The organism is Citrobacter sp. Cf116 (assembly GCF_030336505.1).
GTDB lineage: Bacteria > Pseudomonadota > Gammaproteobacteria > Enterobacterales > Enterobacteriaceae > Citrobacter > Citrobacter freundii.
Genome location: NZ_JAOWEQ010000037.1, coordinates 1,289,951 through 1,303,765, shown reverse-complemented (window position 1 = coordinate 1,303,765; position 13,815 = coordinate 1,289,951). Strand labels below are relative to the sequence as shown.

Sequence of the window (13,815 nt, the reverse complement as noted above, 5' to 3'; positions counted from 1 at the left end):
CGCGGGGATGACACACGATGGATCAAAAACAGATTGAAGAAATTGTACGCAGCGTAATGGCGTCAATGGGAGAGCCGCAGGTTCAAGCGCCATCAGCGGAAGTGAAATGCAGCACTACGCAGTGCGCTGCGCCGACCGGTGAAAGCTGTGCGATGGACTTAGGTTCAGCCGAAGCGAAAGCGTGGATTGGCGTTGAGAATCCGCATCGCGCAGAGGTATTGACCGAACTGCGCCGTAGCACCGCTGCGCGTGTATGTACCGGCCGTGCCGGTCCACGTCCGCGTACCCAGGCGCTGCTGCGCTTCCTGGCTGACCACTCGCGTTCGAAAGATACGGTATTGAAAGAAGTGCCGGAAGAGTGGGTAAAAGCCCAGGGACTACTGGAAGTGCGCTCGGAAATCAGCGACAAAAACTTGTATCTGACGCGCCCGGACATGGGACGTCGTCTGAGTGCGGAAGCCATTGAAGCACTGAAATCACAGTGTGTAATGAATCCGGATGTGCAGGTGATTATTTCTGATGGTCTGTCTACTGACGCCATCACCGCCAACTACGAAGAGATCCTGCCGCCGTTGTTGTCGGGCTTAAAACAGGCCGGATTGAAGGTCGGGACGCCGTTCTTTGTTCGCTATGGGCGCGTGAAAATTGAAGATCAGATCGGCGAACTGCTGGGTGCAAAAGCGGTGATCCTGCTGGTTGGTGAGCGTCCGGGCCTCGGCCAGTCGGAAAGTCTTTCTTGCTACGCCGTCTATTCGCCGCGTGTGGCAACCACCGTTGAGGCTGACCGTACCTGCATCTCGAACATTCACCAGGGCGGTACGCCACCGGTTGAAGCGGCGGCGGTGATTGTGGATTTGGCCAAGCGCATGCTGGAGCAAAAAGCATCCGGCATCAATATGACCCGTTAAGGAGGCATCATGCCAGCATTAGATTTGATTAGACCTTCAGTCACCGCGATGCGTGTGATTGCCTCGGTAAATGACGGTTTTGCCCGCGAACTTAAATTGCCGCCACATATACGTAGCCTCGGACTCATCACAGCAGACTCTGATGACGTGGCGTATATTGCCGCAGATGAAGCGACAAAACAGGCGATGGTGGAAGTGGTTTATGGCCGCTCGCTGTATGCCGGTGCGGCGCACAGTCCCTCTCCAACCTCGGGCGAAGTGCTGATTATGCTCGGTGGACCAAACCCGGCCGAAGTTCGCGCGGGTCTGGACGCGATGGTCGCCAATATTGAAAGCGGTGCGGCATTCCAGTGGGCGAATGACGCAGAAGATACCGCCTTCCTGGCGCATGTGGTTTCGCGTACCGGTTCGTATCTTTCCGCGACCGCGGGATGCCGACTGGGCGATCCGATGGCGTATCTGGTAGCACCGCCGCTGGAAGCGACATTTGGTATTGATGCCGCGCTGAAATCTGCCGATGTACAACTGGTAACCTATGTACCACCGCCGTCAGAAACCAACTATTCAGCAGCGTTTTTGACCGGTAGCCAGGCCGCTTGTAAAGCCGCATGTAACGCCTTTGCCGATGCCGTTCTGGATATTGCCCGTAATCCAATCCAGCGCGCGTAAGAGAGGTAGTGATGATCAATGCACTGGGATTACTGGAAGTGGATGGCATGGTGGCTGCCGTGGACGCGGCCGATGCCATGCTGAAAGCCGCGAATGTGCGCCTGCTTAGCCACGAAGTGCTCGATCCTGGTCGGCTGACGCTGGTGGTGGAAGGCGATCTGGCGGCATGCCGAGCAGCGCTGGATGCTGGCAGTGCAGCTGCAGCGCGTACAGGCCGTGTTATCAGCCGTAAGGAAATAGGCCGGCCGGACGATGACACCCAGTGGCTGATCGGCGGTTTTAAGCGCCAGCCGAAGAAACCAGAACCGAAGAAACCAGAGCAGAAGCCTGAAGTGAAGTCAGATGTGGCCCCAGAGAAGACACAGGAAGCACCTGTGTCATCTGAATCCTCTGATGAATTGCTGGCGCTGTTAACATCGGCCCGTCAAGGAATGACGGCAGGGGAAGTGGCTGCCCACTTTGGCTGGTCACTTGATGAAGCCAGAAATGCGCTGGAACAGCTCTTTTCTGACGGAGCGTTGCGTAAACGCAGTAGTCGCTATCGCTTAAAAAATTAACCTGTCGGAGGGCCGGGGGCTTCGTTGAAGCTTCCGGCTTAAAAGATCATGAAAAAGAACCGTACTGCAAACTTGCACCATCTTTATCATGAAGTATTACCCGAAGACGTTAAATTGACGCCGAAAGTGGAAGTGGACAACGTTCATCAACGGCGAACAACGGATGTGTATGAGCACGCGCTGACGATTACAGCCTGGCAGCAGATCTACGACCAGCTGCATCCGGGAAAATTTCATGGCGAGTTCACGGAAATCCTGCTCGATGATATTCAGGTGTTCCGTGAATACACCGGACTGGCGCTGCGTCAGTCATGCCTTGTCTGGCCAAACTCATTTTGGTTTGGCATTCCGGCCACGCGCGGCGAGCAGGGATTTATTGGTACCCAGTGTTTGGGTAACGCTGAAATTGCCACCCGCCCAGGCGGGACGGAGTTTGAACTAAGTACGCCGGATGACTACACCATTTTGGGGGTCGTCATTTCTGAAGAGGCCATTGCCCGTCAGGCCAACTTCCTGCATAACCCGGAAAGGGTGTTGCATATGCTGCGCAACCAGTCGGCGCTGGAAGTGAAAGAACAACACAAAGCCGCGCTATGGGGCTTTGTGCAGCAGGCGCTGGCGACGTTTAGCGAAAACCCGGAAAACCTTCGCCAACCTGCGGTACGCAAAGTGTTGGGCGATAACCTGCTGCTGGCGATGGGGACTATGCTGGAAGAAGCGCAGCCGATTATGACTGCGGAGAGCATCAGCCATCAGAGCTATCGTCGCTTGCTGTCGCGTGCGCGCGAATATGTGCTGGAAAATATGTCAGAGCCGCTGACCGTGCTCGATTTATGCAATCAACTGCACGTTAGCCGCCGGACGTTGCAAAATGCCTTTCACGCCATCCTCGGTATTGGCCCGAATGCCTGGTTGAAACGTATTCGCCTGAACGCCGTGCGCCGTGAGTTGATAAGCCCGTGGTCGCAGAGTGCGACGGTGAAAGACGCCGCCATGCAGTGGGGATTCTGGCATTTAGGGCAGTTTGCTACCGACTACCAGCAACTGTTTGCGGAGAAACCGTCGTTGACGCTGCATCAGCGTATGCGCCAGTGGGCGTGATGGTATAGCTTGAGTAGGCCTGATAAGGCGTTAGCCGCCATCAGGCAATTGTGCTTGCTGCGCTGCCGGATGGCGACGCCTTGCGTCTTATCCGGCCTACGACCTACGAATTGTGTCGCTATCAGGCCATTACACCCAGTCGCGGACCTGAATAAACTCGCTAAGGGCGGCTTCCGGGCTGTTCGCTTCTGGCTGCCAGTCATACTCCCAGCGTACCAGCGGCGGCATCGACATCAGAATCGATTCCGTGCGCCCGCCGGTTTGCAAACCAAATAATGTGCCGCGATCCCACACCAGGTTAAATTCCACATAGCGTCCGCGACGATAAAGCTGAAAATTGCGTTCACGCTCGCCCCAGCTCATTGCTTTGCGGCGCTCGACGATGGGCAAATACGCCTCGGTATAACCCTTTCCAACAGCCTGCATAAAGGCGAAGCAGTGCTCGAAATCTGGCGTATTCAAATCATCGAAGAACAGCCCGCCAATGCCGCGCTGCTCGTTGCGGTGCTTGAGGAAGAAGTAGTCATCGCACCACTTTTTGTAACGGGGATAAACATCTTCGCCGAACGGCTGGCATAGATCCCGCGCCGTGCGGTGCCAGTGAACTGCATCCTCATCAAAGCCGTAGTAGGGCGTTAAGTCAAAGCCGCCGCCAAACCACCACACCGGGTCGGCGCCCGGTTTCTCCGCGATAAAAAAACGTACGTTGGCATGGCTGGTCGGAATGTAAGGATTCTGCGGATGCACCACCAACGAGACGCCCATCGCTTCAAAGCTACGCCCGGCAAGCTCCGGGCGATGTGCAGTAGCCGAGGCCGGCATTGCATCGCCATGGACATGAGAGAAGTTGACGCCTGCTTGCTCGAAAATACCGCCGTTACGCAACACTCGACTGCGCCCGCCGCCGCCCGCTTCGCGTTGCCAGTTATCCTCAACAAATTCGGTGCCGTCTATGGTGGATAACTGCTGACAAATCTCATCCTGCAGGTTGAGCAGGAACTGTTTTACGCGTTGTACATCGGGCTTCATGGTTAACGTTTCTTCGAGTGTGCTTTCTGGTTATCAAACCAGTGGAAATAGCTGATGATGCCATTGGCGATAGCGGTGGCGATTTTCTGACGAAACGCAGCCGTCCCCAGTAATCGTTCTTCTTCCGGGTTGGTGATGAACGAGGTTTCGACCAGGACCGACGGAATCGAAGGTGATTTTAGCACCACGAAGGCGGCTTGTTCCGTGCTACGACTGTGCAGACGGTGTACCGGCTTGATCTTCTTAAGAATATGCGAGCCTAACGTCAGGCTGTTTTTAATGGTGTCAGTTTGCACCAGATCGAACAGCACCTGCTGCAACAAATGATCTTTGTCGGTGGCCTTCTTCCCGGCGACTTCATCGGCCCGGTTTTCACGATCGGACAGATATTTCGCCATGGCGCTACTGGCACCGCGATTGGATAAGGCAAAGACCGAAGCACCCGCAGCGCTAGGATTGGTAAAACCGTCGGCGTGGATCGACATGAAAAGATCTGCGCCATGTTTGTGGGCGATCTCGACGCGATCGTAGAGCGGAATAAACGTATCGCCGGAGCGGGTCAGGCGTGCATCAATCCCCTGGTTGCGTAGGATTGAGCGCACGTTTTTGGCAATCGCCAGCACCACGTGCTTTTCTTTCGATCCGTTGCGACCAATTGCGCCGGTATCAATCCCGCCGTGCCCCGGATCAAGAACAACAACACGCTTAGCGCCTGATTTTTTCGCTTTCGGTTTACTGTGTCCATTACTGGTCTTTAGCGCTTCTTCTTTAGCGATGGCTTGCGACATGCCTGACAGTGTCAGGGCGGCCAGCCCGGCTTTCAGCACCTGGCGGCGCGATGTGAGTGTTTTTAGTGGTTTAAAAGTGCTCATACGGCCTGAGTTGTAAAAAAAAGGTTCTAAACGTTATATCGTATCGCGTAGTCCGTTGCGACGGATCGAGATAAGAATTGTTTTACTTTTCATTTCAATACGTGACAATTCCGTATTATGCCATTTTTTCCGCCGCTTCGCGTCAGATATTGGCTAAATCAGCCGTTCGCGCCATAATCGCTTTTTAACGTCCTGAAAAGGTAACCAATACCATGGAAATACGCGTTTTTCGCCAGGAAGATTTCGAAGAGGTGATCACCCTCTGGGAGCGTTGTGATTTGCTGCGTCCATGGAACGACCCTGAAATGGACATCGAACGTAAAGTCAATCATGACGTCAGCTTGTTCCTCGTCGCTGAAGTGAACGGTGAGGTGGTCGGTACGGTGATGGGCGGATACGACGGGCATCGCGGTTCCGCCTATTACCTGGGCGTGCATCCTGAGTTTCGCGGTCGCGGTATCGCTAATGCGCTACTCAACCGGTTGGAGAAAAAGCTCATTGCCCGCGGTTGCCCGAAGATTCAAATCATGGTGCGTGACGATAACGATGTCGTACAGGGCATGTATGAACGTCTGGGCTATGAACATGCGGATGTACTCAATCTGGGCAAGCGTTTGATTGAAGATGAAGAGTACTGAGTTTCATCCGGCCGACTATGACGGTCATGGGCGTCTGCGCCTGCCTTTTCTCTTCTGGTGCGTACTGTTGTTACAGGCACGCACCTGGGTTTTGTTTGTGATAGCCGGTTCTTCTCGTGAGCAGGGCAACACGTTGCTGAATCTGTTTTATCCCGATCATGACGCATTCTGGCTGGGTTTGCTCCCCGGCGTTCCCGCCGTGTTGGCGTTTTTACTCAGCGGGCGACGCTTTGCGTTTCCGGTAATCTGGCGCTGGCTGCGCGGATTATTGATTCTCGCTCAACTGGTGCTGCTGTGCTGGCAGCCGGTGATGTGGCTGACAGGCGATCCGCTCAACGGTGTCGGGCTGGCGCTGCTGGTGGCGGATATCGTCGCACTGATCTGGCTGTTAACCAATCAACGTCTGCGCGCCTGTTTTTCCCTTGAGAAAGAATAACGGCACTTTTTGGGGAAACCGGACTCCAAGCAACGTTGATAAATAAGGAAGGAAGTGAAATGAAATCACTGCGTTTGACTTTATGCGCGATGCCGCTGCTACTGGCCGGGTGTTCAACGTTGTCCTCGGCGAACTGGTCTGCCGCTAATCCGTGGAACTGGTTTGGTTCTTCAACGCAGGTCACAGAGCAGGGCGTCGGAGCGTTAACGGGCGCGACACCGCTGGATGAAAAAGCCATTGCTGATGCGCTGGACGGTGATTACCGCCTGCGTAGCGGGATGAAGACTGATAACGGAAATGTGGTGCGCTTCTATGAAGCGATGAAAGACGACAAGCTGGCGATAGTCATCAATGGCAGCCAGGTAACCATTAGTCGTATTGATGTGTTAGACCACGATATTTCGTCAGTCGCGGGTGTCGAAATCGGTACACCGTTTAGCGACCTTTACACTAAAGCTTTCGGTAATTGCCAAAAGGCAACCGGCGATGACAGCGCGGGCGTTGAGTGTAAAGCTGAAGGAAGTCAACATATTAGCTATATTTTTTCCGGTGAATGGAGCGGGCCTGAGGATATAATGCCGTCTGACGACACGCTGAAAGCGTGGAAAGTAAGCAAAATTATCTGGCGGCGTTAATTTGCGTCTGAACAAATCGGCTTGTTAAAAAAACAGGTAGAATAGCGCCAATCAATGCCACGATGTCGTGGCATCTTTTTTTCAGGAGGAACAATGTCTCAGGTTCAGAGTGGCATTTTGCCAGAACATTGCCGTGCGGCGATTTGGATTGAAGCCAATGTTAAAGGCGACGTTGAGGCCCTGCGTGCGGCCAGCAAAACCTTCGCCGATAAGCTGGCGACCTTTGAAGCTAAGTTCCCGGATGCGCATCTGGGCGCGGTTGTCGCTTTTGGCAACAACACCTGGCGTGCATTGAGCGGCGGCGTCGGTGCTGAAGAGTTAAAAGACTTTATCCCTTACGGTAAAGGTCTGGCACCTGCAACCCAATATGACGTGTTGATCCATATTCTCTCTTTGCGTCATGACGTGAATTTCTCCGTTGCGCAGGCGGCAATGGAAGCATTTGGCGACTGTATTGAAGTCAAAGAAGAAATCCACGGTTTCCGTTGGGTCGAAGAGCGCGATCTCAGCGGCTTTGTTGACGGTACGGAAAACCCGGCAGGCGAAGAAACGCGCCGTGAAGTCGCCGTTATCAAAGATGGTGTGGATGCCGGTGGCAGCTATGTGTTTGTGCAGCGTTGGGAACATAACCTGAAGCAGCTTAATCGCATGAGCATCCATGACCAGGAAATGATGATTGGCCGAACCAAGGAAGCCAACGAAGAGATCGACGGTGATGACCGTCCGGTCACCTCTCACCTGAGCCGTGTTGACCTCAAAGAAGACGGTAAAGGGCTGAAAATTGTACGCCAGAGCCTGCCATACGGCACTGCCAGCGGCACGCATGGTCTCTATTTCTGCGCCTACTGCGCCCGTCTGCACAACATTGAACAACAGTTGCTGAGCATGTTTGGTGACACCGACGGTAAGCGTGATGCAATGCTGCGCTTCACCAAACCGGTAACCGGCGGCTATTACTTTGCACCGTCGCTGGACCGTTTAATGGCGTTGTAATGGCGACCTGATCCTGTTATCGGCCACGAAATAGACATCCCCGCATCGTCGGGGATTTTTTTACCTGAGATTAACCTGATTTAGTGAGCTATTCCTCAGCACTAATTTGTTATTGCTGTATCTTCTGCGTGAATGAAGCGAAGGCTTCATATTCAAAAGGAGAATATTGAAATGGGAAAACTCACGGGCAAAACAGCATTGATTACGGGCGCATCTCAGGGTATTGGCGAGGGTATCGCCAGAACGTTTGCCCGCCATGGTGCGAACTTAATTCTGCTGGATATCTCCGATGAGATTGAAAAACTGGCGGATGAGTTGGCTGGGCGAGGGCACCGTTGCACAGCCGTTCACGCTGACGTCAGAGATTTTGCGTCGGTCAAGGAAGCGGTGATGCGCGCGAAGCAGATTGAAGGCAAAATCGATATTCTGGTGAACAATGCCGGCGTATGCCGCCTCGGCAACTTCCTTGATATGAGCGATGAAGATCGCGATTTCCACATTGATATCAACATTAAAGGCGTCTGGAATGTGACGAAAGCCGTTCTGCCGGAGATGATTGCGCGCAAAGACGGGCGCATCGTGATGATGTCATCAGTGACCGGCGATATGGTTGCCGACCCGGGCGAAACGGCCTACGCACTGTCGAAAGCCGCAATCATCGGTTTGACCAAATCCCTGGCGGTAGAATATGCGCAGTCAGGCATTCGCGTTAATGCCATTTGCCCAGGCTACGTTCGTACGCCGATGGCGGAAAGCATTGCGCGTCAATCTAACCCGGAAGATCCTGAATCCGTTTTAGTCGAAATGGCGAAAGCGATCCCGATGCGTCGTCTGGCCTGTCCGCTTGAGGTCGGTGAACTGGCGGCGTTCCTGGCGTCGGATGAGTCCAGTTACTTAACTGGCACGCAAAACGTGATTGATGGCGGTAGCACCCTGCCTGAAAGCGTTAGCGTCGGCGTCTGATTGATGCCGGTCTCCTCCTCACTCGGTGTGGGGAGGGATTCTCTTATTCTCTTTTCAACTTTCAAATCATCAAACGGTATATAAAACCGTTACTCCTTTAGCACTGGTTATAAATATGATGACCATAAGAAAGTCATTAAATTTATAAGGGTGCGCAATGGCCGTTAACTTACTGAAAAAAAGAACACTGACGCTGGCAGCCATGCTGTTGCTGGTGGGGCAGGCGCAGGCAACGGAACTGCTGAACAGTTCATACGATGTTTCCCGTGAGCTTTTTGCCGCCCTTAATCCGCCGTTTGAACAGCAATGGGCGAAGGATAACGGCGGTGACAAACTGACGATTAAACAATCTCATGCCGGGTCATCAAAACAGGCGCTGGCGATTCTGCAGGGGCTGAAAGCCGATGTGGTGACCTATAACCAGGTCACCGACGTGCAGATCCTGCATGACAAAGGCAAACTGATCCCCGCCGACTGGCAAAGCCGCCTGCCGAATAACAGCTCGCCGTTCTATTCCACCATGGGTTTCCTGGTGCGTAAGGGGAACCCGAAAAACATTCATGACTGGAATGACCTTGTGCGTTCTGATGTGAAACTGATTTTCCCGAACCCAAAAACCTCCGGTAACGCGCGCTATACCTATCTGGCGGCGTGGGGTGCTGCGGATAAAGCTGACGGTGGTGATAAAACCAAAACCGAACAGTTCATGACCCAGTTTCTGAAAAACGTCGAAGTGTTTGATACCGGCGGTCGCGGTGCTACCACCACCTTTGCAGAGCGCGGTCTGGGCGATGTGCTGATCAGCTTCGAATCAGAAGTGAACAACATTCGTAAACAGTATGAAGCGCAGGGTTTTGAAGTGGTTATCCCGAAAACCAATATCCTCGCCGAATTCCCGGTGGCCTGGGTAGATAAAAATGTGCAAGCCAACGGTACTGAAAAAGCAGCTAAAGCGTACCTGACCTGGCTGTACAGCCCGCAGGCGCAAACCATTATTACCGATTTCTACTACCGCGTGAATAACCCGCAGGTGATGGACAAACAGCAAGATAAATTCCCGCAGACCGAATTGTTCCGTGTGGAAGATAAGTTTGGTTCGTGGCCTGAAGTGATGAAAACACACTTTGTCAGCGGTGGAGAGCTGGACAAACTGCTGGCGGCGGGGCGTAAGTAAATGTTTGCTGTTTCTTCCCGACGCGTGCTGCCCGGCTTCACTTTGAGCCTGGGTACAAGCTTACTGTTTGTCTGCCTGATATTGCTGCTGCCGCTGAGCGCGCTGGTGATGCAACTGGCGCAAATGAGCTGGGCGCAATACTGGGATGTGATTACCAATCCGCAGGTGGTGGCGGCTTATAAAGTGACGCTGCTGTCGGCGTTTGTGGCGTCGATTTTTAACGGCGTGTTCGGTTTGCTGATGGCGTGGATCTTAACCCGCTATCGCTTTCCTGGCCGTACGCTGTTGGATGCACTGATGGATCTGCCGTTTGCGCTGCCTACGGCGGTGGCGGGTCTGACGCTGGCGTCGCTGTTTTCGGTTAATGGCTTCTACGGCGAGTGGCTGGCGAAGCTGGATATCAAGGTGACCTACACCTGGCTTGGTATCGCGGTGGCGATGGCGTTTACCAGCATTCCGTTTGTGGTGCGTACCGTCCAGCCGGTGCTGGAAGAATTAGGTCCCGAATATGAAGAAGCGGCGGAAACGCTCGGTGCTACGCGCTGGCAGAGTTTCCGTAAAGTGGTGCTGCCGGAGCTGTCCCCCGCGCTGGTGGCGGGCGTTGCGCTTTCGTTTACCCGCAGCCTCGGTGAGTTTGGCGCGGTTATCTTTATCGCTGGGAACATCGCATGGAAAACGGAAGTGACCTCGCTGATGATTTTTGTTCGCTTGCAGGAGTTTGACTACCCGGCCGCCAGCGCGATTGCTTCTGTGATCCTCGGGGCTTCGTTGTTGCTGCTGTTTTCAATTAACACCCTGCAAAGTCGCTTTGGTCGACGTGTGGTAGGTCACTAATGGCAGACATTACCCAATTGAAACGCTATGGCGCGCCCCGCATCAACTGGGGGAAATGGTTTCTGATCGGCACGGGCATGCTGGTCTCCGCGTTTATTTTGCTGGTGCCGATGATTTACATCTTCGTGCAGGCGTTCAGCAAGGGATTAATGCCGGTATTACAGAACCTGGCGGATCCGGACATGCTGCATGCCATCTGGCTGACGGTGCTGATTGCGCTGATTGCGGTGCCGGTGAACCTGGTGTTTGGTGTGTTGCTGGCCTGGCTGGTGACCCGTTTTAACTTCCCAGGACGCCAGTTGTTGCTGACCTTACTGGATATTCCGTTTGCCGTCTCGCCGGTGGTTGCCGGCCTGGTGTATCTGCTGTTTTACGGCTCTAACGGTCCGCTGGGTGGATGGCTGGATGAGCATAACCTGCAAATTATGTTTGCCTGGCCGGGGATGGTGCTGGTGACGGTATTCGTGACCTGTCCGTTTGTGGTGCGAGAGTTGGTGCCGGTGATGTTAAGCCAGGGCAGCAATGAAGATGAAGCGGCTGTGTTGCTGGGCGCGTCCGGCTGGCAGATGTTCCGCCGCGTTACGCTGCCAAATATCCGTTGGGCGCTGCTGTACGGCGTGGTGTTGACCAACGCCCGTGCGATTGGCGAGTTTGGCGCGGTGTCGGTGGTTTCCGGCTCGATTCGCGGCGAAACCCTATCGCTACCGCTACAAATTGAATTACTGGAGCAGGACTACAACACGGTCGGCTCTTTTACCGCCGCGGCGCTATTAACGCTGATGGCGATTATTACCCTGTTTTTGAAGAGCATGTTGCAATGGCGTCTGGAGAACCAGGAGAAACGCGCGCAGCAGGAGGAAAATCATGAGCATTGAGATTGCCAATATTAAGAAGTCTTTTGGTCGCACCCAGGTGCTGAACGATATCTCGCTGGATATTCCTTCAGGTCAGATGGTCGCGCTGCTGGGGCCATCCGGCTCGGGCAAAACCACGCTGCTGCGCATTATTGCCGGGTTGGAGCATCAGTCCAGCGGGCATATCCGTTTTCACGGCACCGACGTCAGTCGTTTGCATGCTCGCGACCGTAAAGTGGGATTCGTATTCCAGCACTATGCGCTGTTTCGTCATATGACCGTTTTCGACAATATCGCGTTTGGTCTGACGGTCCTGCCACGGCGTGAGCGTCCAAATGCGGCGGCCATCAAAGCAAAAGTCACCAAACTGCTGGAGATGGTTCAATTGGCTCATCTGGCGGACCGCTTCCCGGCGCAGCTTTCTGGTGGGCAAAAGCAGCGTGTGGCGTTGGCGCGTGCGCTGGCGGTAGAGCCGCAGATCCTGCTGCTCGATGAGCCGTTTGGCGCGCTCGATGCGCAGGTGCGTAAAGAGCTGCGTCGTTGGCTGCGTCAGCTGCATGAAGAGCTGAAGTTCACCAGCGTGTTTGTTACCCACGACCAGGAAGAAGCGACGGAAGTTGCCGATCGCGTGGTGGTGATGAGTCAGGGTCATATCGAGCAGGCTGATGCGCCGGATCAAGTCTGGCGCGAACCGGCTACCCGTTTTGTGCTGGAGTTTATGGGGGAGGTTAACCGCCTGCAGGGGACGATTCGCGGTGGACAATTCCACGTGGGCGCACACCGCTGGCCGCTGGGTTATACGCCTGGTTATCAGGGACCGGTGGATCTGTTTCTGCGTCCGTGGGAAGTGGACGTCAGCCGTCGTACCAGCCTGGATTCGCCGTTGCCGGTACAGGTACTGGAAGCCAGCCCGAAAGGACACTACACCCAATTAGTTGTGCAACCGCTGGGGTGGTATAACGAACCGCTGACGGTCATCATGCAGGGCGATGATTCCCCAAGCCGCGGCGAGCGGCTGTTTGTCGGGCTGCAAAATGCGCGTCTGTATAACGGCGACCAGCGCATTGAAACGCGTGAAGAGGAACTTGCTCTGGCGCAAAGTGCCTGATAGGTTAAAAAGTATGTTTATCGCCCGGTAAGCGCTGCGCCCCCGGGCTTTTTTACGAGCTCAAAACGTGAACACATTAGAACAAACAATTGGCAATACGCCTCTGGTGAAACTACAACGTCTGGCGCCGGATAACGGCAGTGAAATTTGGGTCAAGCTGGAAGGCAATAATCCCGCGGGTTCGGTGAAAGACCGGGCTGCGCTGTCGATGATTGTCGAAGCGGAAAAACGTGGAGAAATTAAGCCTGGTGATGTGCTGATCGAGGCTACCAGCGGTAATACCGGAATTGCTCTGGCAATGATCGCCGCGCTGAAGGGCTACCGCATGAAGCTGCTGATGCCAGACAACATGAGCCAGGAGCGCCGAGCGGCGATGCGTGCTTACGGGGCTGAACTGGTTCTGGTGACCAAAGAGCAGGGGATGGAAGGCGCGCGTGACTTAGCTCTTGAAATGGCGCAGCGCGGAGAAGGTAAACTTCTCGACCAATTTAATAATCCGGATAACCCGTACGCGCATTACACCACCACCGGACCGGAAATCTGGCAGCAGACGTCAGGTCGTATTACCCACTTTGTCTCCAGTATGGGAACAACAGGCACCATTACCGGTGTGTCGCGTTTTCTACGTGAGCAAGAAAAAGCGGTTACCATCGTGGGCCTGCAGCCGGAAGAGGGCAGTAGTATTCCGGGAATTCGCCGCTGGCCTGCGGAATATATGCCGGGCATTTTTAACGCCTCGCTGGTGGATGAGGTATTGGATATTCATCAGAACGATGCGGAAAACACCATGCGCGCGCTGGCGGTGAAAGAGGGTGTATTCTGCGGCGTTAGTTCCGGCGGCGCGGTAGCCGGAGCGATTCGCGTGGCCGAACAAAATCCGGGAGCGGTGGTGGTGGCGATCATCTGCGATCGCGGCGATCGCTACCTTTCAACCGGCGTGTTTGGCGAAGAGCACTTTAACCAGGGATCAGGGATTTAGTTTGTAGGCCTGATAAGCATAGCGCCATCAGGCAAACGTACGGCACGATCGCCGGATGACGACGT

At 54.3% G+C, this 13,815-nt stretch carries 16 protein-coding genes; 14 read left to right on the top strand and 2 right to left on the bottom strand.

All coding sequences use genetic code 11. The features are described from left to right. Positions 1-17: 17 nt before the first annotated feature. The 4 genes from eutC to eutR are packed head-to-tail and all read left to right on the top strand — an operon-like array spanning position 18 to position 3,235. Positions 18-908 carry an ethanolamine ammonia-lyase subunit EutC gene (eutC, locus tag OGV74_RS15655; protein ID WP_003038033.1) on the top strand — a complete coding sequence of 297 codons (891 nt, stop codon included), beginning with the start codon at positions 18-20 and terminating at the stop codon, positions 906-908. Positions 909-917: 9 nt separating this feature from the next. Continuing rightward, positions 918-1,577, top strand: coding sequence for an ethanolamine utilization microcompartment protein EutL (eutL, locus tag OGV74_RS15650; RefSeq protein WP_003838537.1), 660 nt, complete (start codon positions 918-920; stop codon positions 1,575-1,577). 11 nt (positions 1,578-1,588) lie between these two features. Continuing rightward, positions 1,589-2,134: an ethanolamine utilization microcompartment protein EutK gene (locus tag OGV74_RS15645; RefSeq protein WP_061547545.1), complete on the top strand. Its 546-nt coding sequence runs from the start codon at positions 1,589-1,591 to the stop codon at positions 2,132-2,134. A 48-nt stretch (positions 2,135-2,182) separates the two neighbouring features. Continuing rightward, complete coding sequence (gene eutR / locus OGV74_RS15640) at positions 2,183-3,235, top strand: HTH-type transcriptional regulator EutR (protein WP_003038041.1); 1,053 nt, start codon at positions 2,183-2,185, stop codon at positions 3,233-3,235. 129 nt (positions 3,236-3,364) lie between these two features. Here eutR and hemF read toward each other — a convergent pair whose 3' ends face one another. Continuing rightward, entirely contained in the window at positions 3,365-4,264 is a 900-nt protein-coding gene (hemF, locus tag OGV74_RS15635; protein WP_016150736.1) for an oxygen-dependent coproporphyrinogen oxidase, read from the bottom strand. A gap of 2 nt (positions 4,265-4,266) precedes the next feature. After that, complete coding sequence (gene amiA / locus OGV74_RS15630; RefSeq protein ID WP_003038046.1) at positions 4,267-5,136, bottom strand: N-acetylmuramoyl-L-alanine amidase AmiA; 870 nt, start codon at positions 5,134-5,136, stop codon at positions 4,267-4,269. A 212-nt stretch (positions 5,137-5,348) separates the two neighbouring features. Between amiA and OGV74_RS15625 the strand changes: the two genes are divergently transcribed. The 10 genes from OGV74_RS15625 (at position 5,349) to cysM (ending at position 13,750) form a co-directional block, all read left to right on the top strand. Then, entirely contained in the window at positions 5,349-5,774 is a 426-nt protein-coding gene (locus OGV74_RS15625) for a GNAT family acetyltransferase (protein ID WP_003038048.1), read from the top strand. Further along, the gene (locus tag OGV74_RS15620) at positions 5,761-6,210 is read left to right on the top strand and encodes a DUF2919 domain-containing protein (protein ID WP_003038050.1); all 450 of its coding nucleotides are present in this window, start codon (positions 5,761-5,763) and stop codon (positions 6,208-6,210) included. Before OGV74_RS15625 ends, OGV74_RS15620 begins: the two co-directional genes overlap by 14 nt. A gap of 59 nt (positions 6,211-6,269) precedes the next feature. After that, positions 6,270-6,845, top strand: coding sequence for an RpoE-regulated lipoprotein (locus OGV74_RS15615; protein WP_286521063.1), 576 nt, complete (start codon positions 6,270-6,272; stop codon positions 6,843-6,845). 93 nt (positions 6,846-6,938) lie between these two features. Further along, positions 6,939-7,838, top strand: a complete 900-nt coding sequence (yfeX, locus tag OGV74_RS15610) for a porphyrinogen peroxidase (RefSeq protein ID WP_003838547.1) — start codon at positions 6,939-6,941, stop codon at positions 7,836-7,838. A gap of 171 nt (positions 7,839-8,009) precedes the next feature. Next, complete coding sequence (gene ucpA, locus OGV74_RS15605) at positions 8,010-8,801, top strand: SDR family oxidoreductase UcpA (RefSeq protein WP_003038057.1); 792 nt, start codon at positions 8,010-8,012, stop codon at positions 8,799-8,801. 157 nt (positions 8,802-8,958) lie between these two features. Next, positions 8,959-9,975, top strand: coding sequence for a thiosulfate/sulfate ABC transporter substrate-binding protein CysP (cysP, locus tag OGV74_RS15600; RefSeq protein ID WP_003038059.1), 1,017 nt, complete (start codon positions 8,959-8,961; stop codon positions 9,973-9,975). Beyond that, positions 9,976-10,809 carry a sulfate/thiosulfate ABC transporter permease CysT gene (gene cysT / locus OGV74_RS15595; protein ID WP_003038061.1) on the top strand — a complete coding sequence of 278 codons (834 nt, stop codon included), beginning with the start codon at positions 9,976-9,978 and terminating at the stop codon, positions 10,807-10,809. After that, on the top strand, positions 10,809-11,684 hold the full coding sequence (cysW, locus tag OGV74_RS15590) for a sulfate/thiosulfate ABC transporter permease CysW (protein WP_003038064.1): 876 nt from the start codon (positions 10,809-10,811) through the stop codon (positions 11,682-11,684). The genes cysT and cysW overlap by 1 nt, the downstream gene beginning before the upstream one ends. Beyond that, a complete protein-coding gene (gene cysA / locus OGV74_RS15585; RefSeq protein ID WP_003038066.1) occupies positions 11,674-12,771 on the top strand; it encodes a sulfate/thiosulfate ABC transporter ATP-binding protein CysA in 1,098 nt (365 codons plus the stop codon). Before cysW ends, cysA begins: the two co-directional genes overlap by 11 nt. Before the next feature lie 67 nt (positions 12,772-12,838). Further along, the gene (gene cysM / locus OGV74_RS15580; protein WP_003838552.1) at positions 12,839-13,750 is read left to right on the top strand and encodes a cysteine synthase CysM; all 912 of its coding nucleotides are present in this window, start codon (positions 12,839-12,841) and stop codon (positions 13,748-13,750) included. Positions 13,751-13,815 lie beyond the last annotated feature (65 nt).